We start from the raw sequence: 25,214 nt of genomic DNA, 5'->3' as shown, positions 1-25,214 counted from the left end.
ATTTCCCAGTATGTAAGACCCCTTGTAGACGACGAGGTTGATAGGTTCGAGGTGGAAGTGCAGCAATGCATGCAGCTGACGAATACTAATCGGTCGAGGGCTTAACCAAAAAAATCTCAAGCAAGTGAAGCAGAAGCTCACGAAGCGATTGCCGAATACTTGATTGGAAGCCAGAAAACAACTGGTTCAACAAATACTCACTTTACGCAAGTTTCGTATCTAGTTTTCAGGGTGCAACATGCACTTTGACTGTTTGGTGATGATGGCGGAGGGGACCCACGCGTTCCCATCTCGAACACGACCGTTAAGCCCTCCAGCGTCGATGGTACTTGAACCGCAGGGTTCTGGGAGAGTAGAACGTTGCCAAGCAGCTGCCCACTCCGTGGGTTTTTTTTCTCTGGGGCCATAGCTCAGCTGGGAGAGCGCCTGCCTTGCAAGCAGGAGGTCAGCGGTTCGATCCCGCTTGGCTCCATTTCTTTTAGAGAGGCCCGTTGGTCAAGTGGTTAAGACACCTCCCTTTCACGGAGGTAACAGGGGTTCGAGTCCCCTACGGGTCACCACTTATTCTTTTATGAACGCTTAGCTCAGCTGGGAGAGCATTACCTTGACAGGGTAAGGGTCGGCGGTTCGATCCCGTCAGCGTTCATTATAACAGAAAGCCATGATCCCTTATGGGACGTGGCTTTTTCTTATATAACAGATTGTTTGAAATAGGTAAAACTGTACTACTCATGCAGTTGTTGGGGACGTCATGGGGACCAAACTTTTCAGAAGGGGGTAAAATGGTTCCGAATCACCCCGAAGTGATTCTAGATTTTATATCGAATTTGTCCATCTTCTGAGCGGTAATGTCGCTCATCTTCTTGGTGACGTGGCTGTAAATATCAAACGTTGTGGAGTATTTGGCGTGACCAAGTTGTTCCTGAATCGCTTTTAAAATCAACTCCGGGCTTTCTCCTTGTTTCACAACCTCCTCTATGATCAGCGTAACGGAGCTATGCCGTAACTCATGGAACGTGATATATCTTAATTCATGGCGTTTGCAGAATTTTTCCCACCACTTGGAGATATACTGATAATAAAACGGTTTTCCTTTCCTGTTATGAAAGATGTAGTCATTAACGTAGTCATCAGAATCGCCACCAAGCCAAACGCCAGCATCAAGCGCAAGCTTGCGTTCACCTCGCCATTCCATTTCGAATTCACGTAACTCAGCCATGTACCAAGCAGGGTACGACACTTTTCGGATTGAACTCTTAGACTTCGGCCCCTTCTCCACCGCGACACCCGCCTTCGTTAAAGGTATGTTATCTTCGACAGATATTTTTCGTGTATCATAATCTACGTTTCCCCATTTCACTGCATTAATTTCGCCGCGGCGTTCGCCCCCAATGAGAGCTCCCATAACCATAAGCCGTTGTTTACGTGGTTCAAGGTACAGAGCTTCCAGCACTAGGTATGCTTCATCCTCATCGTAAACTTCTTTGTTTTCGTACGAAACTGCTGGAGAATCTATTCCATCCATAGGATTATCCTTAAGAACCTTCATGTTAAAAGCAAACTTGAAGATAGAGTTTAGCGTTTTATGAACGTCCTTAATGGCAGAGGTAGATAGGGGGCCGGGTTTTCCGTCGAGACGAGCGCCGTCTTCTTCTTCAAGTGTATTGAGAAATGTCACCAATTCAAAGGTACCTATGTCGTCGATCCACCAATGTCCAAACCTTTTTTTGAGCCTTGATTTATATATGGCCTGGTATTTGTCGTAGGTTGTCGGAGATAGGTTCTTGGGATTACTTGCATATTCGGTTTGCCATATTTCATAGAACCGATCCAGTGTAAAGCGATGAGGTTTAATATAGTGACCCGTTTCAAGCTCTCGACGAAATGCAGTCAACTCATCTTCAAGAAATATGTCCAACTGCTTTTTACTTTTGCTTTTCAGTACATCATCAGGTACTTGAACGGTCTTTCTTTCTCGTATGCGCTCCCCATTCGCATCATATCCAAGCTCTACCGTAAGCCGATAAGACTTCTCGCTTCTTTTTTCTATCGAGCCTTTAGATGTTTTCATGTTTTCAAAAGTCCTCCTTATCATAAAGTGAAGTTAATGCTGATTGAATCGCTGCCTCTATGTCGTGAACATGGACAATGAATTGTTCAATATCCTCAATTTCATACTTGGCACCTGTGCGCCGCTTGTCCTCAGTCAGCCGACTAAGTATAAGAGGGAGGTAGATGCCAAACTTCCGCTCAGTAGGATGTTGGAACAAGTCACTAGCCATTATCAGGACGCTTGTAAAATCAGGAAATACATCATCTGCTGTCATCTTCTTGAAAGGAAACTCATAGGGTAAATAAACGCTCTGCTTGTCCCAGTCAATGGCGCCGCGCCCAAAATAAATATTCACCCGTGTTGGTCGCATCATCCCATTGGTTTGATCCTCGTAATAAACCGAAATCTTTGCCATCAGTATGACCCTTCTCTTTCTATTTTTCTACGACCAAATTCCTCCATGATGCGGCGAACGTCTGCCATTGTGACTTTAACTGGTGTGTTCCAACGAGTATTTATCTCATGATCCTGTCGTCCGATATAGATCCGTCGCTTAACTTGCTCTAGCCTTCTCTCTACGAATTTCTCCGGGAGTATAAATTCTGCGGCCAGTGTTTTAATCAGGAGCGTAGGGGAGACGTACTGAAATTCAGAGAGCATGTAATAGGGCATAGCTGCGTAGTACTGGAAGTGAGCAGCTTGAATCTCTTGTAGTTCCAAGAAAGCTTTATTCATCTTATCTTGAATTCCTGAATGACGAAGTGGATGACAAATTTCGTGGAAGAAGTGAATACGTCGTTCTTCAATTTTAAGTCTGGAATCAATAACGATATAGCTATAATTATTATCTGCCCAATCAGCAAACGACTTACCATCATGATAATGGAGTTCAATGCCGAACATGTCCGCAATCATTTCTATATCAAGGTCACAAGGAAAATGAATATTACCCTGTTGGTAATGCCTGCTAATCAATTCCTCAAGGGCAGTTGGTTTGTAATGTGTAAGATCCATGATGGAGCCTCCTAATAAAGGGAAATACAAGAATGTATGTTCGCTTTCTATGTTAAAATAAAAGCCCTTTGGGGCTTAATGTTTTTGTTTAAGCAAATAGAGTTCTTCTTCCGTTTTGGATAATTTGTTCCTCTGATAGTCCAAACGGTCATTTGTTGTACGGATCGCCTCGAGAAGTTTTTCATCTGCCTCAATGTTTTCTGTGTGTTGGGAATCGACCGATGCTTTCAAACTATCTATTTTGTCTTCAATTCGACCTAAACGATCCAATATTTTCATCAACGTTTCTCGCATAATGTCATCATTCATTTAATTCACCTCACTCTAAATTCGCAATTCATTGTTAGATAATACCCGCCATCTATGTATACCGCGTCTTCGGAATAACGCTCGATCGGGCCGCCATAGTCCAGCAGCTTCCCGCCTTGCATGACCATTACGCTGACGCCTGTTCTCAGTGCTTCTTCAAGTTCCTCGGGAGTACGGAGGGTTTGATTTCGCTTAAGCATTAACAAATCACCAATTAATTCCCACATCGGATGCGGTATTTGCTATTTCTTCTCTCGTTCAGCTTTTCTCTTCCTCATCATCTCAACTAAAGCATCTGCCGCGGCTTTCTCTTCCTCAGTCCAGTCGGATCCACCACCATAGTAAGCTCGTCCGCCAGATTTTTCATATGAAGCAGATTGTTCTTTGATGGCTGGTGATCTTTCCATTTCATGAAAAGTATCTAATGCGGATTCTTTGATATAGCCTGTTTTAATCATCAGTTCATCATAATCAACATCTTTTAAGTGCGGTGCTAGAACCTTCAAGGTTTCAGGACTTACTTTTTGTGTACCTGATTCGATCCTCGCTATGGTTCCATTGCTCACACCACTAGCAATTGCAAGCTGACGTTGGCTCTTAAATCCACTTTTTTCTCTTAGTTCAGCAAAATACAACCCGAACTCAACAATATTCATATGGATTATCAACACCTCATAAGTAATAAACCTATTTTAACAAAAGCGTTTCGCACATGAAACAGAATTGGTGTGTAGTCGACGAAAAGTTTTTGTTGCGCAAACTACACAAATGGGTTATATTAATTGTGTAGAGGACGAAACAGTTAAATTGAGGTGAGAAAAAGTGAAGATTAAATTAAGGGTTGAAGTATTAGAGGAACTCCAGAAGAACGAGAATCTTAACGATACTAAGCTCGCTGAAAAAATGGGGATCTCAAGAAGTAGACTTTGGAGAACAAAATTAGATGAGAATCACCCAGAATATTGTTCACCCGGTGAAAGTTTGATTATTGGTACTTTACAAGCATTTCCACATAAAAAATTTGAAGATCTCTTTTTTTTAACCGAATTGTGTAGTGGAGTACACGGAAAGGGGGCGATTTAATTTTGAATCCAATAGCCTTTGAAATTTATAAAGAGGCAGCAAAGTCTGTCAAAGAAGAAAGCTCAGGCCAAGATCAAAGAATAATGAGAATGATTCAACACTTTAGTGAAGAGTCAGAACTTGTATTAAAAGAGATGGCTACCAGCATCGCCACAATCGAACGTCAACGCAATGCGCTTGAGGCGATTTACCAAATAGCAGACAAAGCACTAGGAAAATTATGAGAGGGGGTGAACGAGGTGAAGGAAACGCTGGAGCAAACAGCAGAAGCACTATGTGATGCTATTCAAAGCCAAATCGCAGCAAAGACGGTAGATGTTGAACTCGTTAAAGCAACTACTGCTTTCATAACGGCAATGCCGCTGCAAGATGAGTCATTCGACGTAGATCAGGCCGCGGCGCATCTGAATGTGAGTAGCGACACGTTGCGGAACTTGGTGAAGAAACGATTAATCCCACATTTCCGAATTGGGGTTCAAATCTTCTTTAAGAGGTTGGCGCTTGATGCTTGGATCAAGCTTCAAATGGAGAATAGTACAATTCCCGTTCCAACTGAGCGTTCGAATATGTTGAGACGAGCATAAAGAGGACAAGCCCACTCGTACGATGGTGGGCGCGGGGTACATACGGGGATTTTCATCAACAGGTTCGGGATCTGGTAGCCGACAGAATCAATCCAGTTAATGCTTTAATTATATTTTATAGATAATCACAAAAGAAGGCAGATTATGTGCAAAATTGGCACACATTCACACCGTGGAATGGACATTTTTGGCTTGTAACACTTGCTAATCTGGACAAATTGTCCAGAAATCAATCTAGAAAATGGACACGGAGGGGTGAGAAGATATTGCGAGGAGAGTTTATTCGTAATTATCGTAAGTTTACTAATTTATCGCAACAGGAGTTTGCAGATAAAATACACATGGATAGAACGGTATTATCGAAAATTGAAAGCGGAAATCGACGATTACCTGAATCACACGATTCAGTATTTTCAAGCCTAAACTGGAGGTTTGCTATTGCAATTGCAGATGAAAGAACAGGTGGGTTCATCTCTAACATTTTAGAAGATGTTCCAAATCTTGATTTGCATCCTGCAGCATTAAAAGACCTACTACTCAGAGAACTGCATGAGGCGTGTTCAGCATTGGAGGGCCTAGTGACAGCAAAACACATCGATCCCGAGAAACGTCGGGAAGGCGCAGAGAGAGTTTGGTATGAGATTAGCGATGTCATTGATAAGGCTATGGTCATGAAAGGTGTCCTGGAAGAAGAGTTTGGTTTAAATCGTAAAAGCTTGATGCAGAAACATCAATTAGAAGTGAAGCGCGGGGAGCGCTAATTCAAATAAGGCAGGCGATACATATGTTCATATCAATGTTGAACGGATCCGGCCTCAGTTCTGGAGTTGTTTATGCCAGTGGAGTTCTGAAAGCATCCGAGGTCATGAAAATGGCAGCTGACTTCCGTGCCCAAGAGACAATCACCGAAATGACTCAACGGGTTCTCAGAGAAAATGGCTTGTCAGTAAACGAAGAAATAGCCATCGCAGCGAACGATGACTATCTCGGATTTAATGCTTTTGATAAAAATGTTGCTTTCAGTATACCTCTCATGTCGCAGCAAAACAAGGGGGAAATGGTAAATGCCTGAAAAACCAAATATCCCACCTCTTCCGATGCATTTGTATACCTGCATTAGATGCGCAGCGGATTTTGCGCTTGAGGACCATGAAGACGTAAATCACTCGGATATCGTTTGCCCGATATGCCAGGGTGAGGATATCGAAGACGCTGGATGGGGGATGTTCTATTTTATGCAGCTACCTGATCCGGAGGACGGAGGGTAATTCTAATGTTCGACTACATAGAATTTTTCAGAGTTATTAGTGCTTTGGAAAAAACTGTTTATGGTAACAAGGAAGACATTCTTAGGTTTGAAGAGTATTTGAAAGGTCATATCGCAGATGGGGATCAAGAAAAGGCATCTAGAACAATACGCTCCCTACATCGCTTTGAGCGATCAATAGAAGAACATCGAGCGCTAATATTTAAAGTTGAAGCAGCTCGGCGTTGGTCGGAAGCTGAGAGGATTTTGTTTCCTGAGAGATTTCATAATGGGGGTGTTCAATGAAAACGAATGTTCAGTGGACAGACAGAACGGCGTGTGTTGAGGTACTAGCTTTATACATCGTTGATCGTAATGTCAAATTCGATCAGGCTCTGTTAAGCATTTCAATGCACCTTTATTGTCGTAACCACTCCAGCATGACTAAAAAGCAATTGTCTTCTCTTAAAAAGGATGTTCTAAAGCATGCCAAGGACATGCAGCTTGAGCGTAAGGCACCTGAGGTTGGCGATACGGTCCGTGTAGCTAAATTAGTGCCTAACCCATTGATGGGGGGGTACAGGCAGGATGGCAAACAACTTGTTGAAGCTGTGGTCATCGAGGCACGTCGAATGTCTTCATGGATTCACTACAGGGTCAAGCGGCTTCAAGATGGGGAGATTCAAGAAGGCAACGGGCATATGATCAAAAGTATTGTAAGAAGGGCAAGTGAGGCGTCTAGTGCTGTTTAGCAATATCGGGATGGACATGCTACGGCGTGTCACCGGCGATGCTGCTAAGCATCAAGTAATCATTAATTTATTTTGCGGAGAAGGTGACTGCGCATACATAGAAGAGTTGATTTAGCAATGGAGGTACTTATGTATCAAGCTTGGAGGGCATATTATGGCTGACGTTCAGTTAGAAAACGGATATACAGCTATTGCCAACGTAGTTCTTGAGCAACTGTATCAAACCAAATTAAATGCGACCCAGCACCGTATTGTATTGGTTGTATTGCGTTTCACTTACGGCTTCAAAAGAAAGTACCATGCTTTTTCGATGGGGTTCTTATCACAAGCTGTTGACGGTGACCGGAGACAAGTGCAAAGGGAATTAAAAAGGCTATTGGACAGAAAAATCATAATGGAGTCTGAACCAGAAAGTACTGTTAGAGTTCTTGGTTTCAATAAGAATTATGAGGAGTGGCTGGGTGAATCCACCAGTGGTAAATCTACCATGGATGGTGAATATACCAGTGGTGGATTCACCACTGGTGAAAAAGCCATTAGTGGTGAAATTACCACGGGTGGTAGTGGTGGATTCACCATCTCAGGTAGTGGTGAATCCACCACCCAAGAAATAAATCTTTTAAAACAATCTTTTAAAGAAAATATTACTACTACAACCGAGCCTGTTTCTGAGTCCTCGAATCTTGATTATCAAAAGCGGAAGATCCATCTAATAGATTCATTCTGTGAGCTTCATGGGAAAATAGCTACTCAACTTAGGCAGAGTGACTATAAAAGCGTTGATGTTGTTCTGAGTAAAATCCCCGACCTTGAATTTATTGTCTCTGCAATGAAAACCAAGTTTGAGGAAAAGAAGAAACGTGAAGAAGAAGAGGGGTTAGGATTTAGACCTCCCCACACGTTTAAGTATTACGAGGATAGCTTACAAGATGCTTGGCAAACGCATTTAGCTAAACAGGCTGGCCCTTCAAATGTTGTCCCATTGGATAGAGAAAGTGGTACAGGGAAGCGACCAGGCAAGAGTGGAAAACCACAGATACCTATTGCGAAAAACGACCCAAGTTCAGGCCGATTATCCGATGAAGAAATGAAAGAGGCTCTTGCGACAGCTAAAAGACTAGACAAGAAATTCGGTAACATATGATCGACCTGCTTGCCGATCCGCGCCCTGACTTACCGGATACTCGCATCTGGCGTAGATTACTCTTGATTATCCTTGATTCCGAACACAAAGAGCGTTCAATCCTTTTGCAAAAGTACTTCTGGACAATCCGCAGCGCCGGGACAGTCATCCAGTGGAATACAAACGGTGTAAAGCTCGTGCCGATCATTGATGGAAGTTTTATCGGATGGCCGGACAAAGAATTTTTTGATGAAATAACAAGTCAATATCTAAAGCCACACGCTGCAGTAATCAGACAGCTTTTAGAAAAAGCATACACGGAGGCGACAGGATGATATCCGGCATTGAACTAACCGCATACCAGAAAAAGTTGCTGCTTGAAGCTGGCTGGGATCCGAATAAATGGTTCTTTGATAGCGAAAATGCATATGAAATTGCCCTAATCAACAAAGCTGCTGGCATAAGGACAATTTTCAAAAAATCAGAATAAGGAGTTGGTCACCATGCAGGAACGGTTAAACCTCTATATCGCCTGCGAAGAAATGAACATGATTTGGGACGATCCAGACGTTCTGGCCTTTGAATCCATGTGGAAAGAAGGATTAAGCATTGATGATATTGCCAAATCTTTCGGAAGGGATATAGACGAGGTTGCATTACTTGTCATGGATCGAGCGCGTAAAGGCTATATCGGCAAGCGGCCTAACGGGGCATATGGAAGGAGGACGCCTGCGTGATTAGCACTATTGATGAATACAACGAAGAGAATCAAGCAACCATAGAGGATTACATCAGGGAGGAAACATGACAGCTATAAAGCTTTACGAAGAGTTTATTCTCAACATTAAAGAAGGCGATGAGGAAGTAATTTATCTCCAAGGCAAACCATTTGTCATTACACCTGCAACCGAAGATGATGTTGAGCGAATTGGTAAAGGTTACTTTTGTATGGATTAGGGAGCCAAATTCACCAGAGAAGGAAGGATAGATATGCAAGTTCTGATCTCTTTTATGAAAGATGGAAACGGGAATTATGTTGTTCGTTATAAGACGCAATCCATTGTTGTATTGCCCAACGCATTTAAGAGGCTAACAGGGGCCAATCAACAGACTGTGGCTGGTAGCATGTATGTGGAGTATAGCAATCTACCACTAATTGGCTTCATTCAAGAGCCAGTTGTAACAATAATGCATGAAAAAAATGTTGATGAAATGACCGTTGATGAGCTTTGGAAAGTGCTTGATCGTGAAGGCATTCAGATTCATTCGGCGTGAAGAGCAGGCATGTAACAAAATGAATAGGGAGCGTGCATCGTGAATTTAGAATATAAAGGCCGTAATAAGCGTGGACGAATTGAATGGATTGATAAAGATTACTACGATGAGTCTAGACCGTTTGAAGGCTTTGAATTGGAAGAATGGCAAGTACCACGGTATCGAGATTTAGTCGAAACTGAGGAAATTTGCATGGGGCGTAAACTTACAAAGACGGAAGCTCGCACGATGAATGGGTTATCTGCTGGCGAATCAGATACTTGCCAACACATAGTGAGATTTATCAGAGAAGCTTTTGAAAATGGTAAGGCAACATAATGAATATGAGGTGGTACATGGGATTCCGATTTAGATGACGAAGAAATAGCAGAATACAAGCGTTACGTATCTGAGTGAATATCAAACGTACTAGGAAAGAGGGGAAAGAACTTGATCAATCACGACATTGTGTACGTTGTGACAAGTGTCATAAACGGAACGCTAGAAATGGCGACAACTGACGATTTTAAGGCTTGGGCTTTGTATAGAGATATGAAGGATTTGCGAATTTCAATATTTATTTCGGGAAACTGTGTGACTACCGTTGAGCCAACAAGGTCAAGTATCTGAGTGAATATTAAGTAACTTGGGGTAAAATAATCCCACTCAAAGAGCGGGATTAAAAATTACACATTAACAGGTTCAGGTCTCTTTACTTGAAGAGGAGGAGGAATGAGCCAACCCTTTTCCTTGCTCAACTGGAGTAACCGAAGACCAAGTGCTGCTTTAGTGACGTGGTATTTAGCGAATAGAGCCATAACATCTTCTCTAATCGACTGAGCCATTACTTGGCTACAAGCAACTAACCCAATAGAGGTATCAGCAGAAATAGCAGCAGCTATTTCAGGATCAGTAAATCTTGCTCCAGCAGGGATATCTTCGAGTTTAACTGGTGGTCTTTCAGGCATCGTTGGTGCGGGAGAAATTCCGTTATCAGTGAGCAATGCATCACATTCTTTAATCTCCAGCTTTGCTTGATTAATAAGATCGTCGAGGATTTTTTTAAGGTCTTTGTCTCCAGCGTGGTTTAAATATGCTTGATAGTAGGATACAACACCTTTTGCTGTTGTTGATGCCATCCAAACACTAGAGATTTCACCATAGTGCATGGGTTCATCTTTTGGATTACCGCTTAAAATACCCATTTAGTTTTGCTCCTTTGTTTCGTTTTTTTACAGATTTTTGACTAGGTACGGTCCCGGTCGCGACTTCTTAACCCAATCAAGCCTACCAACCCAAGTAAACCTAACCAGCCCCAATCCATGCCATTATGATCAGTTGCGGCATTAGTTCTGTAATTGTTACTGTTCATATCCGATTGATTTGATTGCTCTGCAAATACAGGAATAGACATTGCAGACGACAGGATTGAAAAAGCGATTAGTAATGAGCATATCTTTTTCATTTTCATATTCTATTCTCCTCGAAAGTTTATTTGTACGAGTATATGTTACCCATTCAAGAAACAAATATTCTGCTGTCTAATTCTTGTGTTATGAATTGAATTTAGTAACCCCGAGAGGTGAAGTTTTTGAATGAGAAGGCGCTACAACTCATTGAAACCACTTTAAAACCAATGATTGAAATACAAAAAAAGAGACATAAGCAAAATGGTTATGTATGTAATGCCTCCATCATCATTACTCGAAAACGGATTCATAGAAACCAAATACGGACTCTTGGTGGTGGTGGCAAATAATTGGCTTACAAAAGGAACATCGTACATCATGGAGGAAATCAGTAAATCAGTAAAGGCAGTACATTTGGTTGGGGTTACTAGAAAGGAAAGGAGCAGTTAACTTGACCATAGAGAATTCACAGGAATTCAGTTCTTTTGCAACGTTGAACCGATACTTCGCAATCAGTGAGCCGACAATTGAAATAGCTGAGCAAGCTATTTTATCAGCTTGTAATTTTCACGGGGCCGCGAATGAAGAAGAGATTCGAAACTGCGGAAATGTTGAGGTTATTGAGAACTTCAACAAAATTAAATCACTAATTTTACAAACAATAAATAAATAAATAAATAAATAAATAAATAAATAAATAGAAAAAATCCTCTGCGTGTTTTACCTTGGCCGGTTCCGCAGAGGATTAAGCAATTCCATGCACCAATTATACTATAAAAATGAGGTGTGTGGATATGATGGTAGCCGAAATTGAAACAGATCAATTCACTTTATTTCCTGAAGCAACACGCCGAGAGATAGAGAGAGCTAAAATAATTTTATCCGAGTACGTAAAAATGAAGAGAGCATTAAGTAATTTTGAAAAAAATCCACCAATTACAGAGAAACAGAAAACTTACCAGGAAATATGGGGAAAAGCTTGTTTAGTACTGGAACGCGCGGTGAATCAGATCGTTGATCATGATATAAGGGAGATTATAGAATATAGATATATTAAAGGAAACTCTAGAGCTTCAACAATTTTGAGGTTTAGCGGCTGGTCTTACTGTGACAAAACATTTGACCGAAAAATATCTGAAGGCATTGTAAGCGTAGCTAATACATTACTTTATCTAGAATGAAAAATCATCTATATTAGCTTTAAAATCCCGAGGATTCTTTCCCTCGGGATTTTAAAGCTAGATATTATGAAATTGGCGGTGTTCCGGAGTCGCCACCAAAGAAGCTTTGCCAATTTTTAAATGCACTTATTAATCCTGGAGTTTTTTCAAATAGAGAAAATGCATTAGATAAACCACTCATCATTCCATTTAATGATAATTTATTTGGTTTTTCTTTTGACGCTTCTTCAGTAATCGCTTCAATCGCTCCTGTTAGCTCTTCTTTGCTCTCATCTGGAATACTAGAACTAGCAATAATATCTAAAAGTTCCTTTTTTGCATCTTCACTGCCAGCAGTATTATAAGTAATAGCTTGTCCACTATCTCCAATTACAATTGATCCATTAGGAGCAGTGACGTTACCAAAACTAAATTTGCTACCATTATTATTCGTGGTCATATGAATTCCCCCAAAATAAATATTTGCCCCTAATTTTTCCAATTGTTTAATCATATAAAAATCCGTCATAGTCGGGAGCTCTATATGGCTTGTTTCTCCCTCAGTGGTACCCGGTCTTTTTTTTTTAAATCTTCTATATATGTGCGCTTGAAGTAAAAAACTATATGAGAGTAATCTAAATCAGGTGTGTATTCTTTATCACAAATTCTACACTCTCGTATCCCACTCGGAGTCTCCTTGCCAAGTATAATTTGAAAATCCGGGTCATTATTAGGACAAAGAAATTCTATTATTGCTTCAAGTACTCCGAAGTGTGCTTTAAACATGAGGTACTTGTTCACCAAATCAACATCTTTTTCTCCAACAAGGGCAGATATTTGATAAGCATTGAAACGATATGCATCTTGTAAGGCTAATTGTTCAAGAATGCGATCGATCTCAACAGTATTTATATTCATACCCACCCCTCCTGGAAAAAGCTGTTGTAGATAATCTATTCTCCACTTGCAACTTTATGATATCTAACTTCTACAAATACATCTAATATCCTTTTAATGATACGTTCACTAACCTTGCTCTTAAATTCAAAGCCGCCTTTGTGATTTATTTTAAACTTAACCTTAGTAGTATAACCAGTTTCTGCCTCTACATAATCAACATGAAACACTTGAGCAAGGTATGGTTTGCCTGTTATAAAATCCTGGAATTGTTTTTGATCTTTTAGGTTTTCAATTCCTGGAGCTGCTGTAAAACCATATTTTCCAATACAACCTTCTCCAAGGTGTTCCGACTCAAGAAGACCTGCCTTTAACTTAGCTGCGATTTGTTCAGCTTCATCCTCAGTTACCTTTGTTATTGGCACCCATTCAATATTCAGACCTGTTGAATGCTCATCTTGAGAAAGCAATGACGCTAATAAACCCAAATATGTATTTCTTTGGTTGTAGGAAGATCTAAGTTCAACAAATACCGGGCTTCCGAACCGAATTATCATCGTCTCTAGTTTAGGCACCAATCGTTCAACAATTCCATATCCATCAAGTTCAGGTCGCTTTCTTCCTGAAACCCATTGTATAAGTAGAGAATTATCTGATATTTCCTCAATTAGGTTAATTTGAGGGGTTTCTTGAATTTGAGGTCTGAACTCTATGCCAACAATTTGTGTGTCAATCCTAAGGTAACTTTTTAGTTGTGTTATAAATGATGCCATATTGTTTAGTTGAGATGGGAAATTAATAGCTTCAAATATATTTACTGCAGTACTTCCTGCGTATTTGTACTCATCAAAAACGCTGCTTGCAACTGCAAGACGCTGTTCCACAAGACTTTCGAACATCGCATCCATTTCTTTAGAGCATTCAATCTTTTCGCTCTCAACAACATGGACCAGGCGATCCTTAGGTACTACCCGTTTAAACTGTAGAATATTCATTTCAATACTACCCCTCTCTAGCTTAGAGAGTATACCCCACCACTTCTGATTCTAATAAACTACCTTTGCATTAAACAAAATGTAGTGATATTATATAGATATATATTGAGTGTCCGACCAAAAACACTCTATCAGAATGGCATGCTGGGTAAAACTCCAGTATGTCTTTTTTTGCCATTTTACAACAAATCTTGGAGAATTGAAATATCTAAATAGGAGTATAGGACGCCTTCAATTATGAAATGGATATGGATAATAGGAGAAATGAACTATAAAGCTTGGGAATGCTTTCCCTCGGGCTTATGTTTGTCCGGTGCTCCTGACACAATTTAATATTACCGTTTATTCCCAGTAGTGTCTATAATTTTTATATGAAAATGTCTAAATAGTGACCCAAACATGTCCACAGAATGTCCGCATTTTAGAGGTACTGTTGTTATTACAAAGAGCAAGTAATTGCTCGGGTGATACCTACTGTACCTTTATCACATGTAGGAACTCGGCTACGCTGTGGGACTAAGAGCCTTAGACGTTTAGCGTCGGTGGTGTGGTGTGAGGCGGGGTTAGATGCCCCAGCTCTTTATGAGCAAAGCGAAGTGCATGCCTATTTCAGGCATTCAGTTCCTTTTGTTCTGAGCAAAAGAAACAAAATAAGTCTGAGTGTTTCCGACAATTCACCGGACAGCCAAAAGAGCCGCGAAAGCAGCTCTTTTTTCTTTTTATAATACCTGGTTGGAGGTGCGATGATGTTCAAGAAAATCAAAGCTATTTTAAACAGAAAAGCGAAGTCAAACATACATCCTAGATCAGTCCGCCGTAAGGAATGGCGTGATAGCTGGCAGTCACACTACCGTAAATAGAATTAATAATAAGAATGGAGGGGAGGCAGATGAAGAAAGAAATCCAATTGCCTAAGCAGCCAGCTCAGTGCAAGGCATGTATTTGGGGAAGATGGGAAGGCTGCAAACAGTTTTGTTCAAGGGTCAAATGCGTAAAGAGTGGTGATTCCGGATGAACACGGTTCAGCCTATTCGCGAAATGGTCGTCGTTGAAGGAATTCAGCATTACCTCAAGCAACGCAACGAGCGTAACTTTGTTATGTTTTGCTTGGGTATTTACACGGGTCTGCGCATCTCCGATATCCTGAACCTTCAAGTAAGAGATGTAAGAGATAAGGACCACATTTATTTGCGAGAGATTAAAACAGGTAAATTGAAAAGTCTTGCGATTAATCCAGAGCTAAAGCGAATACTCAAACCTTACATTAAAGACAAGGAAAATCATGAGTTTCTTGTTCCCTCACGCAAAGGCAAAAATAAACCAATCAACCGGGAACAAGCATACCGAATATTAAAAGAAGTGGCCGAGCATTTTGATTTGGAAAGAATCGGAACACACACTTTAAGAAAAACCTTTGGATATCATTTTCATAAGATGACCAATAACTCTGAGATGCTTCGCGAGATTTTCAATCATGCCGACGTGAGTATCACACGTAAATATATTGGTATCGAACAGGATACGATCGATCAAGCAATATCCAAAATGAAGTTCTCATCGAGATGACCAAAAACCAATGCAACGAATTTTAGAGTTGTATCATTCAAATTAGCATGGAACTACAAAGCCAGTTGGGATAAGGCTTCATGGGCTGTCAGTCAATGACACTCTCTATCAAGATATGAGTCATTCATTATTTTGCATAAAAAGTGCCTATAATGACCCCTGATTTCCGATAAAACAGCAACTGTAACCAGAAAACCCCTTATTTTATAAGGGTTATTTTTGATTCAATGGCAATGAATAATATTCAAAATTGTTCCACGGAAGAGAATTGGAGCTGATAGAGATTGGCATTAAAAAAATTCTGCCGTAAGAACGGATGTAAGAACCTGACTGACAATAAATACTGTGAGGAACATGCTGATCAAGACCAGTCTTATGAACGGCAACGAGGATCGGCGGCACAACGAGGGTATGACAACGCTTGGAGGAAGGCGAGGGTTTACTTTCTAATCAAGCATCCACTGTGTGTTCATTGCGAAGATGAGGGAACCATCGGCGCGGCGACTGTAGTCGATCATATCAAGCCACATCGCGGAGATAAGGAGCTGTTCTGGGATCGGAACAATTGGCAGTCACTATGCAAGCGACACCACGATAAGAAAACAGCTACAGAGGATGGTGGATTTGGCAGGTGAGTGATATAGTCAATGTAATGGTAATTCATGAAGGGAGGATGCTTTGTGAAAGATAATCAAGGAATAAAAGCTGCTACTGATGAAGTGATCAAGGCATTATATGAGATCAGAGACCCTCAGAAGATTACACTCAACTACGAAACGTACATGAAAGTAGCAACAGCTTATCGGAACATAAACCGTTTTGAGGACATTGATCCACATACGAAAAAATTTATGGGCATTCCAATCGAATGTGTTCCAGATCAAAAAGAAAATGTGATTATAACCTGAGTCGCTCAAATGAGCGGCTCTTTTTGTTAATAGGGGTAGGGGGGGAGAAATCTCTACAGACTCTCCGACTGTAGACCGCGTGTCCCTTTATTCGCGCAAAAACTCCCCATATAAACTTTTGATTGGAGGTAGGCAAAATGACCCGTCGCGGACAACCAGTTGATCTTGTCATTGCAAATGGCAGAAAGCACCTTACTAAAACAGAAATTGCAGATCGGAAAGCTGCGGAAATTAAACTTGGAAAGAAAGACCTTGATAAAATAAAGCCACCGGCATTTGTGAAAAACGATGCGATCGCCTTTGCATGCTGGAAGCAGCACATGAAGGATTACAAGGAGGCTGCCGAGAACGGCATTGAGCTCATCACCACATCGGACGTTAACATCTTGTCTCTTTACTGCCAAACCTATGCCGAGTATGAGCGGTTACTTAGATCCTACCAGCGCATCGACAGTATTGCTGCAGATATGGGGCCTTTGGAAAAGTTCATTGAAGACGACGAGGAAGAGTTTCGTCAAAAGGCTTGGATGTATTTGACGAATCTGATTTCCATTGAAGGGCATCTTCGTATCGAATCAGCCATTAACAAAAAAATGGACATGCTGCTAAAAATGCAGGACCGACTATTCCTTAATCCGCTGGCACGCGTTAAAAATGTTTTGAAGCCGAAGAAAGAAGAGAAGCCAGTAAGCAGATTTGCACAATTTGGAGCAGGTCGTGGTGGATAATTACCCATTTAACGTTCTAGCAAGGGATGACCGTGTAACAAGATATGCGCTCGATGTAGTATCAGGCAATCTATCCCGTAGGGTAGGGAAATTAGAGATTCAAGCATGTCAACGTCATTTAAATGACTTAGAACGCCAGGATACTGATGACTTCCCTTACGTTTGGGATCCTGATCGAGGGCATGAGCTTATCGATTTTGCCGAAACTTTAACTTTAGCTGAAGGCGAGGAACCAAAACCTCTTGAACTTTGGGGATTCCAAGACTTCATTTTCGGTAGCTGGCATGGATGGCGGACCCTTGAAGGGTATCGTCGATTTCGAACATCTTACATTCAAGTAGCCAGACAGAACGGAAAGTCACTTGGTAATGCGGTGCCAGCCATTTATTATGGGAATTTTGATGGATATCAATACCCGCAAATCTACTGCGCAGCTACGAAGGAACTACAAGCTAAGATCGTACTGAAGGAGTGCATCAAGTTTATTGATGCTGATACTGAACTTTGTGGTAGTGAGTACGAAACGGGCCTGTTCGATGTAAAGGAATACAAAGGCGAGATCATCTGTGAAATAACCAAAGGAATAATTAAAGCTCTAGGGCGGGATACGAAATCAATTGATGGTTTTCGGCCATACTTTGCCAGTGTAGATGAGTACCATTTGCACAAGGACAACCAGATGTACAAGTTGTTGGTAGATGGTACGAAGAAACTCAAGCAATTCCTGATATCGGTGATTACAACAGCTGGATTTGAACTAAATAGTCCTTGTTATGAACTCTACAATTACTGTAAGCAAATTCTTGCGGGAGTTGTTGTGGACGAAACGCAATTTGTTTTTATCTGCGAACTCGATAAAGACGACGATATATGGGATGAAGAGAACTGGCCAAAGGCTAATCCACTTTGGACGCCAGAAACACTGGCGAGCCTTCGAGCTGATGCGATAAAAGCGAAGGAAATGCAGGGAAGCGAACTTCGTAATTTCATGACAAAATCCCTGAATGTATGGGTACAGTTCGCGGACAACCAGTACATGAATATGGAACACTGGAAAAACTGTGAAAGTGACATGACGCTAGAAGACATGCGCGGCAAGGATTGCTTTATGGGCCTTGATTTATCCAGTGGTGGCGATCTTACCTCCGGCGTCCTTGAATTTCCATTCGATGTTGGCGCCGATCGAAAGTATTTCATTGATTCACATAGTTTCATTCCGAAGGCGCGCGTGGCCGAACATATTAAAAGCGATAAAGCACCTTATGATATGTGGATTCGAGACGGACTTCTAACCGCTACTGAAACACTGGGCGGCGTAAAGACGGACTATAAATACATTCTTACGTACTACAAGGATCTTATTAAAAAATATGATCTCAAACTCAAAGGCATTGGTTATGACCCTCATAACGCAGATGCCTTTTTGCATGATCTCGATGAGGTGTTTGGGGTTGATTGTGTGGAGATTATCCAAAGCGCGAGAAGCTTAAATGACGCTACCGTTGATTTTAGGCTTGAAGTTGAAGCTGGGAATGTCATGTACAACAAACATAATCGCCTCTTAACGTGGTCCATGATCAATGCGAAAACCGATTCCAATAGTTTCGGTGAAATAAAGATTGAAAAACATTCACAAACCAAACGAATTGACCCCGTTGACGCCGTGATCGACGCCCATAAGCTGGCCTTAGGTAGCAAGAAACAAAAATCTGTATACGAGGCCAGAGGGATTTTCTTTTTATAAAGGAGGTTAGCACTTTGCGTTGGAAGTTCTGGGAAAAGCGGCAAGCCGTGAACTATAACGGTAACGGATCTACATGGGCTGATATTACGCAAACCACTGGGACAGGCGTTACCGAACGAACTGCTGTCCAGTTAACAGCCGTTTCAGCAGCGATACGCGCCATTTCTGAGCCTGTATCATCCTTGCCGCTTGTGCTCTACAAACGGGTAAAGGATGGTCGAGGACGAGCAGAAGAACATCCCATCTATTCCCTTCTTCATGATGCCCCAAATGAGCTCATGTCGTCCATGGAGTTCAGGGAGTGGATCACCGTTGATGCCATTACAAGAGGGATGGGGTTTGCGGAGATCGAGTGGGATGCATCCGGTCAAGTTAAAGCGCTGTGGCCCCTACGCGCTGAGAACACAACCGAGTATTACGATGAACTGAATCGGACGCTCGAGTATGTCACGTTTATCAAAGGCGTGGGGTATAAGCTTCCAGCCTATCGGGTGTTCGTACTCAAGGGGCCGCTCGGTGGAAAATCGTTAATTCGTTTGCATGCGGAAGCACTTGGTTTAGCCAAAGCAACGGAAAGTTATGGGAATAAGTTTTTTACAAATGGGGCAAGGCCAAGCGGTGTTTTGGAACATCCTGGTTCCTTAACCGATGGCAGTTCGGCGCGACTCAAAGCTTCGTGGCATGCAGCGCATGGCGGTTTGGATAATGCACACCGTGTTGCCATCCTAGAGGAGGGGATGAAGTACCATCAAATCTCACTCCCACCTGAGGATGCACAGTTCTTGGAAACCAGAAAATTTCAATTGGGTGAAATTGCTCGTATCTTCCGTGTGCCGCCGCACAAGATTGCTGATTTGGACAAAGCGACTTTCAGCAACATTGAACATCAAAGCATGGAATTTCTAACCGACAGTTTGCAACCTTGGATGATTCGATGGGAACAAGCTATCACCATGCGGCTGCTTGTCGGCAAGGAAAGAAAAAAATATTATGCCGAGCACTTGGCAGAAGCACTGCTTCGTAGCGATACAAAAGCCCGTTACGAATCATACCAGATCGCTAGGCAAAACGGGTGGATGAGTCCGAATGATATCTTGAAAAAGGAAAATCAAAATCCGATCCCTGCTGAACAAGGTGGTGACACCTATATGGTGAACACGGCCATGCAACCCGTATCCGTACTGCTGAAGGGAGGTGATGAAGGAAATGTTAAAAACGGAACGCCGAACAGTAACGGCTCCAATGGAGATCCGAACGGCGAGTGATGGTACTGAGTACATCGAGGCGTATGCACTTAAATTTAATCGTGAAAGCGATAATTTAGGATGGATGACCCCTGTTTATGAAAAAATTGATAGCCGAGCACTTGATGATGCCGATATGGACAATGTTGTGGCCCTCTTTAACCATGATAGTAATCTGGTGCTTGGTCGAAACACCGTTTCCACTGGTAAAGGTTCCGTAATGCTGGAAACCGATGGTATTGGTCTGAAATGGCGATGCACACCTACAGACACGTCATATAGCCGCGATTTAATGGAAAATATGCGTAGCGGTGTCATTAATCAATGTAGCTTTGCTTTTTCGCTTGCTGAAGGTGAGGACGCAGAAGAATGGTCCTATAACAAAGATCGAGGCGCGTATGAGCGAACGATCAAACGGATCGGCACACTTTATGATGTATCTGTCGTAACAACACCGGCTTATCCTGATACAGAAGCTGTACTCTCGCAGCGAAGCAAAGACAAATTAAAATCGTTAGATGAAGAGCGCAATTTGGCCGAATCCGTTAAGGAAACTAAGCCCGATCAGCGCTTTTTTGATTACCTAAAAATCCTACAATCCACGGAGGTATAACCACACATGGCACATGTTCATACAGTTATCGAATTGCGAAGAGAAAGAGCAAACCTAGTTACAAAATTGCAAGAATTGCTTGACCGCGGCACGCTTGAAAAGCGTGGACTGACGCCAGAAGAAAACACGCAAGCTGACCGCATCATCGCGGAAGAAGTCGAGCTTCGCGGAAAAATTGAGCGATTTGAAAAACTCGAAGATATGCAGCGTTCCCTCGAAGGTCATGAAAACAGATCAGCCGCTGATTCCGAAGAGAATAAACTCAAGCCGGAATACCGCAAAGCCTTTCAACGTTTCTTACAAGTAGGCATGCATGAATTAACGCAAGAAGAACGACAAGCCCTTCAATCAGGCTATCGACCGCTTGAACAGGAAGAGCGCGCACTTGCGGCAGGAACGGCAACAGCAGGCGGAAATACAATCCCTGTTGATTTCTACAACAGCTTAGTTACGGCTATGAAATACTACAGTTCATTTTACGAGGATGCCAACACCATCGACACGGATTCAGGAAATACACTTCTGATTCCTACCGGTAACGATACAGGAAATATCGGGCGAATTATTGGTGAGAACGTAGCGGTCAACAACAATCAAGATCCTACATTTGGTCAAAAAGCCGTTGGTTCCTTTATCTACACATCCGATGTTGTTTTGGTTCCTGTTGGGTTACTACAAGACAGCGCATTTGATCTCGAAACTTGGCTTCGAGACAAACTAGCCGAACGGATAGCTAGAGCGGCTAACGGCCATTTCACAACAGGCACAGGGACCGGCCAACCTGAGGGCATCGTCGGACAAGCGGCGCTTGGAAAAACGGGCATCGTTGGGCAAACAACATCCGTGGTTTTTGACGATTTGGTGGATTTAGAGCATTCCGTGGATATTGCCTACCGTCAAAAATCTAAATTCATGTTCCATGATACTACACTGAAAGCACTGAAGAAGCTGAAAGACTCCCAAGGTCGTCCACTTTGGCTCCCAGGCATCGCCTACAAAGAGCCGGATGTCATCAACGGTTACGGTTATTCCATCAATAACGATATGGCTCAAATGGCAGCTAATGCAAAATCCATTGTATTTGGCGATTTTAAAAACTATATGGTGCGCCGTGTACGTAACCCGATCATGGTTCGCTTTGGTGAAAAATATATGGACGCTTTCCAAGTCGGTTTTGTCCTTTTCTTCCGTCAAGATGGCCGCTTTATTAACGCGGGTGTTAATCCAGTGTCTTATTATGCCAACAGTGCAACCTAGTTTATTTTGGAGGTGTTTCATTTGAAACTCGTAGTTATGCTTATCTCTATGACTTCAGCCACAGATAGTTATCAACCCGAAGACCTTGTAAAAGTTTCAGACGAAGTTGCCGAAGCTTGGATTGAAGCCGGATATGCCAAAATGTATGAGGAAGTTCCTGTTAAAATCGCTGATATAGAAGCAAATAACCAACATGCTGAGACAATTGAAGGATTAGAACTCGTTTCCAAGGGTGCGTACCGGCTTCCAAACGGTGAAGTTATTCAAGGCAAAAAGAAAGCTCAAGAAGCATTAGAGGCATATCTTGAAGAGCTACAGCAAGCAGTCGTGCAATTTGATGGAGATGACCAAGGAAATGTTACGAAAGAAGGCGGTAGCGATGCTAACGACCCTAGCGCGAGCTAAGTCACTTCTTTCCATACCCATCGAAGACACGAGTCAAGATGATGCCATATCACTTGTTATTGAAATGGCAACCAATATCATCGAAACACACTGTAAGCGAATATTTAAAAAGCAATCACATTCAGAAAAGCTTAGCACCCTACAGGAGCCATTTCAGTTCTCGTTGCAGCCGCTTACGAAGCTTGTTCTCAGGCAGTACCCCGTTCATTCAATGGATACGTTTACCGTCTTGGGAGAGAGTATGACGGATTATGAACTTTTTTCAGATAGCGGTATTCTTTACCGCCAAAGCGGTTGGCCTAGAGGTGAGTATATCATTGAAGCGAGTTATACGGCTGGATATATCACGCCGGATATAGCAACTCAGGAACAACCCGTAAACCTCCCAAAGTCACTGGAAATGGCATGTATCTTACTCATACAAACTCTCATGAGGGCGCCAGGCGTTACGTCAGAGCGAGTGGGAGACTTAGCGGTGACGTACCAAAGTGATGGAGAAAATCTTCCTCTCGCTGTAAAGTCACTGATTTCTCCTTTTGTAAGTAGGCGTGTGTAATGCCTCCCAAACGAACTAGAAGCCGCCGTGCTAACGTTGAGGTGACGGAGACGACCTTTCTACCATCTATCCTTAAAAAGATAAAGGGATTGACAAAGCAGGAGGTTCATATCGGGGTTGAAGGAGACGAGGAACTTGCTATGATTGCGGGTATCCTTGAGCACGGTTCAAAGAAAATGAACATCCCGGCACGCTCATTCATTGGTTCGGGGAAAAAGAAATCAGCGGCAGCCATATCTAAACTGGTGCGCAAAGGAATTACGGAACTTGTTCACGACCAAGGGGACGCGCGCCGTTTGCTTATTGATATTGGCACAACGGGCAAAGATCGGACGCTAAAGAACTTCGATAAAATCAAATCGCCGCCACTTAGTCCGATTTATGCGAGGCGAAAAGGCTCCAATAAAATCCTCGTCATGGAGGAACATTTGCGCAAAGCCATTACTTTCGTTGTAGTAAGAAAAGGAAGGTGACGGAGCCATGATTCGGTTTCAATCGGTCATGAGGAAATATGAAGTGGCCTATGTACTTATCTCGCAAGGGCAATCTGGGCGAGATGCTGATGGTGTTTACCGCAAAGGGGTGTCTGAACGGGCTACGCTACGCGGGGTTATACAACCGCTAGGGGCGAAGCTCATCCAAGGCGAAGGTGGAAGGTACACCGAAGACGACCGCGTACTCTACACGGCGTATAAGCATGAGAATGGTCAGATTGTGGAGTATGAGGGCAGCCAGTACCGCGTGATTGTGGACGGCGATCGCTTCGGGCAATGCGACACCAACAAATTTGTCTTGAAAAGGGTGACGTCACATGATCCCCTTCCGTAGTATTCGGTCTGCTATCATTCAGGGCCTTGTATCTGCGACAGGGCTGCCTCTTGTTGAAATGAACGATAACGGACCCGTGGATACGTATCCGTATATCACCTACGATTTCGTTGAATTCCCCGGCACAGTGCAGGGATTGCCCGCTGAAACATTTGACGGCGCCATGAAAACCTTCACGGAAACCGTTGAATTTACAGTGTCGTTCCACTCCTACGCAGCCTATAAAGACGAGAGCATCGAAAACGCTATGAAGGTCTGCGAATGGCTGCGGACAGATGGGCGGGAGATTCTCAGCGCGTCCGTCAATGTGGTTGTGATCCGTGTGGGGCCAATTCAGAACCGAGACATTGCGATTGGCAGCGAATGGGAGCGCCGACACGGGTTTGATGTGGAGTTTAGAACCATGAATACCATGCAAACCTCTGAATATAGTATTGATTCAGCGGAAATACAAAGGAGATGAACTAATTGGCAGCAACTAAAAATGACGTAGTCGTTGTAATCGATATTCAAAAGCCGACACCAAAGCTAGGCTTCGGCAAACCGCTTATTCTCGGTTCTAGCACGGGGGGCAAGTCTTACAAGAGCTATGCCGACCTGGATGCAGTGAAAGCGGACTACGGCGTCAGTACAGAGGAATACAAGGCAGCGGCGGCGATCTTCGCACAGGGGGACGACGCACCCGCAGAGATTGCGATATATTCTCGAAAAACGGGGTCAACGCCTGAATTGCTTGCAGATGCCTTATCGGCTCTTCTCCTGCAAGATTGGTATTTCCTTATTTCGACAAGCGCAACCTCAGCCGACGTGCTGGAGATTGGGGACGCGGTCGAATTGGATGGGACGCGCCAGTTTTTCACGCGATCGGATAGCAAGACGGACCTCGCCACATACAAAGCCAAGAAATGGACGAGGACAGCTGTTGCTTACCATACTACCATTTCGAATTATCCGGAGGCAGCATGGATCGGTAAAGCCGGTTCTTCACCTGTCGGTTCAGTCACATGGAAGTTCAAAACGTTGACGGGTATTTCTCCAGTCAGTTTGAATGCGACAGAACTGAATGAGATCCACGGACTAGCAGCAAACACGTATGTCACTAAAGCTGGAGACGATGTCACGAGTGAAGGGAAAGTTGTAAGCGGGGAATACATTGACATTATTCATGCAAAGGATTATGTATGTGCATCCGTCGAGTATGCCGTTCAGAAACTATTGAATGCAGCGCCGAAAATTTCCTATGACAACAATGGTATTGCTCAACTAGAAAGTACGGTAAAAACCGTACTACAGCGTGCCTTCAATCAGGGAATTATTGCAGCGGACGAGACAGGAAATGGGTTGTACGCGACGGATTTTAAGAGTCGTTCTGAAGTTGACGCTGCCGATCGGGCTTCGCGGATGTATAACGATGGAAAATTCAGCTTCGATCTAGCCGGTGCGATTCATCAAACAACGATTCGCGGCACGATCAAAGTATAGGAGG

The 25,214-nt window shown here is 42.8% G+C and carries 42 protein-coding genes, 3 tRNA genes and 2 rRNA genes; 36 read left to right on the top strand and 11 right to left on the bottom strand.

Annotated elements, in window-relative coordinates:
• The 5 genes from ABRS97_RS27300 to ABRS97_RS27280 all read left to right on the top strand — a co-directional run.
• Positions 1-109, top strand: a 23S ribosomal RNA gene (locus ABRS97_RS27300); the annotation flags it as partial.
• Positions 110-252: 143 nt separating this feature from the next.
• Positions 253-369 (top strand): 5S ribosomal RNA (gene rrf, locus ABRS97_RS27295).
• Between the two features lie 30 nt (positions 370-399).
• Positions 400-472: transfer RNA gene (locus tag ABRS97_RS27290), tRNA-Ala, on the top strand.
• A 13-nt stretch (positions 473-485) separates the two neighbouring features.
• Positions 486-560: transfer RNA gene (locus tag ABRS97_RS27285), tRNA-Glu, on the top strand.
• 13 nt (positions 561-573) lie between these two features.
• A tRNA-Val gene (locus ABRS97_RS27280) sits at positions 574-646 on the top strand.
• Between the two features lie 147 nt (positions 647-793).
• Here the strand turns inward: ABRS97_RS27280 and ABRS97_RS27275 are convergent.
• The 6 genes from ABRS97_RS27275 to ABRS97_RS27250 all read right to left on the bottom strand — a co-directional run bounded on the left by ABRS97_RS27275 (position 794) and on the right by ABRS97_RS27250 (position 4,032).
• Complete coding sequence (locus ABRS97_RS27275) at positions 794-2,071, bottom strand: tyrosine-type recombinase/integrase (RefSeq protein WP_367819333.1); 1,278 nt, start codon at positions 2,069-2,071, stop codon at positions 794-796.
• Between the two features lie 4 nt (positions 2,072-2,075).
• Complete coding sequence (locus tag ABRS97_RS27270) at positions 2,076-2,468, bottom strand: hypothetical protein (protein WP_367819332.1); 393 nt, start codon at positions 2,466-2,468, stop codon at positions 2,076-2,078.
• On the bottom strand, positions 2,468-3,067 hold the full coding sequence (locus ABRS97_RS27265) for an ImmA/IrrE family metallo-endopeptidase (protein WP_367819331.1): 600 nt from the start codon (positions 3,065-3,067) through the stop codon (positions 2,468-2,470). Before ABRS97_RS27265 ends, ABRS97_RS27270 begins: the two co-directional genes overlap by 1 nt.
• 75 nt (positions 3,068-3,142) lie before the next feature.
• On the bottom strand, positions 3,143-3,376 hold the full coding sequence (locus ABRS97_RS27260) for a hypothetical protein (RefSeq protein WP_367819330.1): 234 nt from the start codon (positions 3,374-3,376) through the stop codon (positions 3,143-3,145).
• Between the two features lie 5 nt (positions 3,377-3,381).
• A complete protein-coding gene (locus ABRS97_RS27255) occupies positions 3,382-3,576 on the bottom strand; it encodes a hypothetical protein (protein WP_367819329.1) in 195 nt (64 codons plus the stop codon).
• 42 nt (positions 3,577-3,618) lie between these two features.
• A complete protein-coding gene (locus ABRS97_RS27250) occupies positions 3,619-4,032 on the bottom strand; it encodes a helix-turn-helix domain-containing protein (RefSeq protein WP_367819328.1) in 414 nt (137 codons plus the stop codon).
• Positions 4,033-4,198: 166 nt separating this feature from the next.
• Here ABRS97_RS27250 and ABRS97_RS27245 point away from each other — a divergent pair, with 166 nt between their 5' ends.
• The 15 genes from ABRS97_RS27245 (at position 4,199) to ABRS97_RS27175 (ending at position 9,757) form a co-directional block, all read left to right on the top strand.
• Complete coding sequence (locus ABRS97_RS27245; RefSeq protein WP_367819327.1) at positions 4,199-4,459, top strand: winged helix-turn-helix domain-containing protein; 261 nt, start codon at positions 4,199-4,201, stop codon at positions 4,457-4,459.
• Positions 4,460-4,461: 2 nt separating this feature from the next.
• Entirely contained in the window at positions 4,462-4,683 is a 222-nt protein-coding gene (locus ABRS97_RS27240) for a hypothetical protein (protein ID WP_367819326.1), read from the top strand.
• A 15-nt stretch (positions 4,684-4,698) separates the two neighbouring features.
• Complete coding sequence (locus ABRS97_RS27235) at positions 4,699-5,043, top strand: helix-turn-helix domain-containing protein (RefSeq protein WP_367819325.1); 345 nt, start codon at positions 4,699-4,701, stop codon at positions 5,041-5,043.
• A 146-nt stretch (positions 5,044-5,189) separates the two neighbouring features.
• Entirely contained in the window at positions 5,190-5,804 is a 615-nt protein-coding gene (locus ABRS97_RS27230) for a helix-turn-helix domain-containing protein (protein WP_367819324.1), read from the top strand.
• A gap of 23 nt (positions 5,805-5,827) precedes the next feature.
• Positions 5,828-6,115, top strand: coding sequence for a hypothetical protein (locus ABRS97_RS27225; RefSeq protein WP_367819323.1), 288 nt, complete (start codon positions 5,828-5,830; stop codon positions 6,113-6,115).
• Positions 6,108-6,311, top strand: a complete 204-nt coding sequence (locus tag ABRS97_RS27220; RefSeq protein WP_367819322.1) for a hypothetical protein — start codon at positions 6,108-6,110, stop codon at positions 6,309-6,311. The genes ABRS97_RS27225 and ABRS97_RS27220 overlap by 8 nt, the downstream gene beginning before the upstream one ends.
• A 5-nt stretch (positions 6,312-6,316) precedes the next feature.
• Positions 6,317-6,595: a hypothetical protein gene (locus ABRS97_RS27215; protein WP_367819321.1), complete on the top strand. Its 279-nt coding sequence runs from the start codon at positions 6,317-6,319 to the stop codon at positions 6,593-6,595.
• Positions 6,592-7,041: a hypothetical protein gene (locus tag ABRS97_RS27210; protein ID WP_367819320.1), complete on the top strand. Its 450-nt coding sequence runs from the start codon at positions 6,592-6,594 to the stop codon at positions 7,039-7,041. Before ABRS97_RS27215 ends, ABRS97_RS27210 begins: the two co-directional genes overlap by 4 nt.
• A 154-nt stretch (positions 7,042-7,195) precedes the next feature.
• A complete protein-coding gene (locus tag ABRS97_RS27205) occupies positions 7,196-8,185 on the top strand; it encodes a replication protein (protein ID WP_367819319.1) in 990 nt (329 codons plus the stop codon).
• Entirely contained in the window at positions 8,182-8,499 is a 318-nt protein-coding gene (locus tag ABRS97_RS27200; protein WP_367819318.1) for a hypothetical protein, read from the top strand. The genes ABRS97_RS27205 and ABRS97_RS27200 overlap by 4 nt, the downstream gene beginning before the upstream one ends.
• A complete protein-coding gene (locus ABRS97_RS27195) occupies positions 8,496-8,654 on the top strand; it encodes a DUF6906 family protein (RefSeq protein ID WP_367819317.1) in 159 nt (52 codons plus the stop codon). The genes ABRS97_RS27200 and ABRS97_RS27195 overlap by 4 nt, the downstream gene beginning before the upstream one ends.
• A gap of 13 nt (positions 8,655-8,667) precedes the next feature.
• Entirely contained in the window at positions 8,668-8,901 is a 234-nt protein-coding gene (locus tag ABRS97_RS27190; RefSeq protein WP_367819316.1) for a helix-turn-helix domain containing protein, read from the top strand.
• 67 nt (positions 8,902-8,968) lie between these two features.
• Positions 8,969-9,121 (top strand): hypothetical protein, encoded by a 153-nt coding sequence (locus ABRS97_RS27185; RefSeq protein ID WP_367819315.1) that lies wholly within the window; start codon positions 8,969-8,971, stop codon positions 9,119-9,121.
• A 33-nt stretch (positions 9,122-9,154) separates the two neighbouring features.
• Positions 9,155-9,439 (top strand): hypothetical protein, encoded by a 285-nt coding sequence (locus ABRS97_RS27180; RefSeq protein WP_367819314.1) that lies wholly within the window; start codon positions 9,155-9,157, stop codon positions 9,437-9,439.
• A 39-nt stretch (positions 9,440-9,478) separates the two neighbouring features.
• Positions 9,479-9,757 (top strand): hypothetical protein, encoded by a 279-nt coding sequence (locus ABRS97_RS27175; protein ID WP_367819312.1) that lies wholly within the window; start codon positions 9,479-9,481, stop codon positions 9,755-9,757.
• Between the two features lie 347 nt (positions 9,758-10,104).
• Here ABRS97_RS27175 and ABRS97_RS27170 read toward each other — a convergent pair whose 3' ends face one another.
• Entirely contained in the window at positions 10,105-10,623 is a 519-nt protein-coding gene (locus ABRS97_RS27170) for a DUF3231 family protein (RefSeq protein ID WP_367819310.1), read from the bottom strand.
• 41 nt (positions 10,624-10,664) lie between these two features.
• A complete protein-coding gene (locus ABRS97_RS27165) occupies positions 10,665-10,889 on the bottom strand; it encodes a WGxxGxxG family protein (protein WP_367819308.1) in 225 nt (74 codons plus the stop codon).
• A gap of 389 nt (positions 10,890-11,278) precedes the next feature.
• On the opposite strand from ABRS97_RS27165, the gene ABRS97_RS27160 reads away from it, so the two are divergent.
• Together ABRS97_RS27160 and ABRS97_RS27155 are read left to right on the top strand one after the other, a co-directional pair.
• Complete coding sequence (locus ABRS97_RS27160) at positions 11,279-11,500, top strand: hypothetical protein (protein ID WP_367819304.1); 222 nt, start codon at positions 11,279-11,281, stop codon at positions 11,498-11,500.
• A 121-nt stretch (positions 11,501-11,621) separates the two neighbouring features.
• Positions 11,622-12,008, top strand: coding sequence for a hypothetical protein (locus ABRS97_RS27155; protein ID WP_367819302.1), 387 nt, complete (start codon positions 11,622-11,624; stop codon positions 12,006-12,008).
• Positions 12,009-12,072: 64 nt separating this feature from the next.
• On the opposite strand, the gene ABRS97_RS27150 is transcribed toward ABRS97_RS27155, so the two are convergent.
• The 3 genes from ABRS97_RS27150 to ABRS97_RS27140 are packed head-to-tail and all read right to left on the bottom strand — an operon-like array spanning position 12,073 to position 13,879.
• Complete coding sequence (locus ABRS97_RS27150) at positions 12,073-12,516, bottom strand: hypothetical protein (protein ID WP_367819300.1); 444 nt, start codon at positions 12,514-12,516, stop codon at positions 12,073-12,075.
• A gap of 11 nt (positions 12,517-12,527) precedes the next feature.
• Positions 12,528-12,905 (bottom strand): hypothetical protein, encoded by a 378-nt coding sequence (locus tag ABRS97_RS27145; RefSeq protein WP_367819298.1) that lies wholly within the window; start codon positions 12,903-12,905, stop codon positions 12,528-12,530.
• 35 nt (positions 12,906-12,940) lie between these two features.
• Entirely contained in the window at positions 12,941-13,879 is a 939-nt protein-coding gene (locus ABRS97_RS27140) for a hypothetical protein (RefSeq protein WP_367819296.1), read from the bottom strand.
• Between the two features lie 1,011 nt (positions 13,880-14,890).
• Here ABRS97_RS27140 and ABRS97_RS27135 point away from each other — a divergent pair.
• From ABRS97_RS27135 to ABRS97_RS27070, 14 genes are all read left to right on the top strand, one after another.
• Positions 14,891-15,445: a site-specific integrase gene (locus tag ABRS97_RS27135; RefSeq protein ID WP_367819294.1), complete on the top strand. Its 555-nt coding sequence runs from the start codon at positions 14,891-14,893 to the stop codon at positions 15,443-15,445.
• Positions 15,446-15,729: 284 nt separating this feature from the next.
• Entirely contained in the window at positions 15,730-16,080 is a 351-nt protein-coding gene (locus ABRS97_RS27130; protein WP_367819292.1) for an HNH endonuclease, read from the top strand.
• Positions 16,081-16,125: 45 nt separating this feature from the next.
• Positions 16,126-16,353, top strand: a complete 228-nt coding sequence (locus ABRS97_RS27125) for a hypothetical protein (protein ID WP_367819290.1) — start codon at positions 16,126-16,128, stop codon at positions 16,351-16,353.
• Positions 16,354-16,490: 137 nt separating this feature from the next.
• A complete protein-coding gene (locus ABRS97_RS27120; protein ID WP_367819288.1) occupies positions 16,491-17,081 on the top strand; it encodes a terminase in 591 nt (196 codons plus the stop codon).
• A complete protein-coding gene (locus tag ABRS97_RS27115) occupies positions 17,074-18,825 on the top strand; it encodes a terminase large subunit (protein WP_367819287.1) in 1,752 nt (583 codons plus the stop codon). The genes ABRS97_RS27120 and ABRS97_RS27115 overlap by 8 nt, the downstream gene beginning before the upstream one ends.
• A 14-nt stretch (positions 18,826-18,839) precedes the next feature.
• The gene (locus ABRS97_RS27110) at positions 18,840-20,090 is read left to right on the top strand and encodes a phage portal protein (RefSeq protein ID WP_367819285.1); all 1,251 of its coding nucleotides are present in this window, start codon (positions 18,840-18,842) and stop codon (positions 20,088-20,090) included.
• Positions 20,032-20,682 (top strand): HK97 family phage prohead protease, encoded by a 651-nt coding sequence (locus ABRS97_RS27105; RefSeq protein ID WP_367819283.1) that lies wholly within the window; start codon positions 20,032-20,034, stop codon positions 20,680-20,682. Before ABRS97_RS27110 ends, ABRS97_RS27105 begins: the two co-directional genes overlap by 59 nt.
• A gap of 6 nt (positions 20,683-20,688) precedes the next feature.
• Complete coding sequence (locus ABRS97_RS27100) at positions 20,689-21,939, top strand: phage major capsid protein (protein ID WP_367819281.1); 1,251 nt, start codon at positions 20,689-20,691, stop codon at positions 21,937-21,939.
• A 21-nt stretch (positions 21,940-21,960) separates the two neighbouring features.
• Positions 21,961-22,344: a hypothetical protein gene (locus ABRS97_RS27095; protein WP_367819279.1), complete on the top strand. Its 384-nt coding sequence runs from the start codon at positions 21,961-21,963 to the stop codon at positions 22,342-22,344.
• Entirely contained in the window at positions 22,319-22,900 is a 582-nt protein-coding gene (locus tag ABRS97_RS27090; RefSeq protein WP_367819277.1) for a phage head-tail connector protein, read from the top strand. Before ABRS97_RS27095 ends, ABRS97_RS27090 begins: the two co-directional genes overlap by 26 nt.
• Complete coding sequence (locus ABRS97_RS27085) at positions 22,900-23,373, top strand: phage virion morphogenesis protein (protein ID WP_367819275.1); 474 nt, start codon at positions 22,900-22,902, stop codon at positions 23,371-23,373. The genes ABRS97_RS27090 and ABRS97_RS27085 overlap by 1 nt, the downstream gene beginning before the upstream one ends.
• A 7-nt stretch (positions 23,374-23,380) precedes the next feature.
• Positions 23,381-23,728: a hypothetical protein gene (locus ABRS97_RS27080; RefSeq protein WP_367819274.1), complete on the top strand. Its 348-nt coding sequence runs from the start codon at positions 23,381-23,383 to the stop codon at positions 23,726-23,728.
• A complete protein-coding gene (locus ABRS97_RS27075; protein WP_367819272.1) occupies positions 23,712-24,191 on the top strand; it encodes a phage neck terminator protein in 480 nt (159 codons plus the stop codon). Before ABRS97_RS27080 ends, ABRS97_RS27075 begins: the two co-directional genes overlap by 17 nt.
• 5 nt (positions 24,192-24,196) lie before the next feature.
• A complete protein-coding gene (locus tag ABRS97_RS27070) occupies positions 24,197-25,210 on the top strand; it encodes a DUF3383 family protein (RefSeq protein WP_367819270.1) in 1,014 nt (337 codons plus the stop codon).
• Positions 25,211-25,214 lie beyond the last annotated feature (4 nt).

Origin of the sequence: Paenibacillus tabacirhizosphaerae, from assembly GCF_040812395.1 — a bacterium.
GTDB lineage: Bacteria > Bacillota > Bacilli > Paenibacillales > NBRC-103111 > Paenibacillus_E.
This window is presented reverse-complemented; position numbering and strand designations above follow the sequence as displayed.

What these genes read in the sequence shown, in the direction of transcription:
- ABRS97_RS27275 (WP_367819333.1), bottom strand. Translation starts at nt 2,071, where the DNA reads ATGAAAACATCTAAAGGCTCGATAGAAAAAAGAAGCGAGAAGTCTTAT.
- ABRS97_RS27270 (WP_367819332.1), bottom strand. Translation starts at nt 2,468, where the DNA reads ATGGCAAAGATTTCGGTTTATTACGAGGATCAAACCAATGGGATGATG.
- ABRS97_RS27265 (WP_367819331.1), bottom strand. Translation starts at nt 3,067, where the DNA reads ATGGATCTTACACATTACAAACCAACTGCCCTTGAGGAATTGATTAGC.
- ABRS97_RS27260 (WP_367819330.1), bottom strand. Translation starts at nt 3,376, where the DNA reads ATGAATGATGACATTATGCGAGAAACGTTGATGAAAATATTGGATCGT.
- ABRS97_RS27255 (WP_367819329.1), bottom strand. Translation starts at nt 3,576, where the DNA reads ATGCTTAAGCGAAATCAAACCCTCCGTACTCCCGAGGAACTTGAAGAA.
- ABRS97_RS27250 (WP_367819328.1), bottom strand. Translation starts at nt 4,032, where the DNA reads ATGAATATTGTTGAGTTCGGGTTGTATTTTGCTGAACTAAGAGAAAAA.
- ABRS97_RS27225 (WP_367819323.1), top strand. Translation starts at nt 5,828, where the DNA reads ATGTTCATATCAATGTTGAACGGATCCGGCCTCAGTTCTGGAGTTGTT.
- ABRS97_RS27220 (WP_367819322.1), top strand. Translation starts at nt 6,108, where the DNA reads ATGCCTGAAAAACCAAATATCCCACCTCTTCCGATGCATTTGTATACC.
- ABRS97_RS27215 (WP_367819321.1), top strand. Translation starts at nt 6,317, where the DNA reads ATGTTCGACTACATAGAATTTTTCAGAGTTATTAGTGCTTTGGAAAAA.
- ABRS97_RS27210 (WP_367819320.1), top strand. Translation starts at nt 6,592, where the DNA reads ATGAAAACGAATGTTCAGTGGACAGACAGAACGGCGTGTGTTGAGGTA.
- ABRS97_RS27205 (WP_367819319.1), top strand. Translation starts at nt 7,196, where the DNA reads ATGGCTGACGTTCAGTTAGAAAACGGATATACAGCTATTGCCAACGTA.
- ABRS97_RS27200 (WP_367819318.1), top strand. Translation starts at nt 8,182, where the DNA reads ATGATCGACCTGCTTGCCGATCCGCGCCCTGACTTACCGGATACTCGC.
- ABRS97_RS27195 (WP_367819317.1), top strand. Translation starts at nt 8,496, where the DNA reads ATGATATCCGGCATTGAACTAACCGCATACCAGAAAAAGTTGCTGCTT.
- ABRS97_RS27190 (WP_367819316.1), top strand. Translation starts at nt 8,668, where the DNA reads ATGCAGGAACGGTTAAACCTCTATATCGCCTGCGAAGAAATGAACATG.
- ABRS97_RS27185 (WP_367819315.1), top strand. Translation starts at nt 8,969, where the DNA reads ATGACAGCTATAAAGCTTTACGAAGAGTTTATTCTCAACATTAAAGAA.
- ABRS97_RS27180 (WP_367819314.1), top strand. Translation starts at nt 9,155, where the DNA reads ATGCAAGTTCTGATCTCTTTTATGAAAGATGGAAACGGGAATTATGTT.
- ABRS97_RS27170 (WP_367819310.1), bottom strand. Translation starts at nt 10,623, where the DNA reads ATGGGTATTTTAAGCGGTAATCCAAAAGATGAACCCATGCACTATGGT.
- ABRS97_RS27165 (WP_367819308.1), bottom strand. Translation starts at nt 10,889, where the DNA reads ATGAAAATGAAAAAGATATGCTCATTACTAATCGCTTTTTCAATCCTG.
- ABRS97_RS27155 (WP_367819302.1), top strand. Translation starts at nt 11,622, where the DNA reads ATGATGGTAGCCGAAATTGAAACAGATCAATTCACTTTATTTCCTGAA.
- ABRS97_RS27150 (WP_367819300.1), bottom strand. Translation starts at nt 12,516, where the DNA reads ATGACGGATTTTTATATGATTAAACAATTGGAAAAATTAGGGGCAAAT.
- ABRS97_RS27145 (WP_367819298.1), bottom strand. Translation starts at nt 12,905, where the DNA reads ATGAATATAAATACTGTTGAGATCGATCGCATTCTTGAACAATTAGCC.
- ABRS97_RS27140 (WP_367819296.1), bottom strand. Translation starts at nt 13,879, where the DNA reads ATGAATATTCTACAGTTTAAACGGGTAGTACCTAAGGATCGCCTGGTC.
- ABRS97_RS27135 (WP_367819294.1), top strand. Translation starts at nt 14,891, where the DNA reads ATGAACACGGTTCAGCCTATTCGCGAAATGGTCGTCGTTGAAGGAATT.
- ABRS97_RS27120 (WP_367819288.1), top strand. Translation starts at nt 16,491, where the DNA reads ATGACCCGTCGCGGACAACCAGTTGATCTTGTCATTGCAAATGGCAGA.
- ABRS97_RS27105 (WP_367819283.1), top strand. Translation starts at nt 20,032, where the DNA reads ATGTTAAAAACGGAACGCCGAACAGTAACGGCTCCAATGGAGATCCGA.
- ABRS97_RS27100 (WP_367819281.1), top strand. Translation starts at nt 20,689, where the DNA reads ATGGCACATGTTCATACAGTTATCGAATTGCGAAGAGAAAGAGCAAAC.
- ABRS97_RS27090 (WP_367819277.1), top strand. Translation starts at nt 22,319, where the DNA reads ATGCTAACGACCCTAGCGCGAGCTAAGTCACTTCTTTCCATACCCATC.
- ABRS97_RS27085 (WP_367819275.1), top strand. Translation starts at nt 22,900, where the DNA reads ATGCCTCCCAAACGAACTAGAAGCCGCCGTGCTAACGTTGAGGTGACG.
- ABRS97_RS27080 (WP_367819274.1), top strand. Translation starts at nt 23,381, where the DNA reads ATGATTCGGTTTCAATCGGTCATGAGGAAATATGAAGTGGCCTATGTA.
- ABRS97_RS27075 (WP_367819272.1), top strand. Translation starts at nt 23,712, where the DNA reads ATGATCCCCTTCCGTAGTATTCGGTCTGCTATCATTCAGGGCCTTGTA.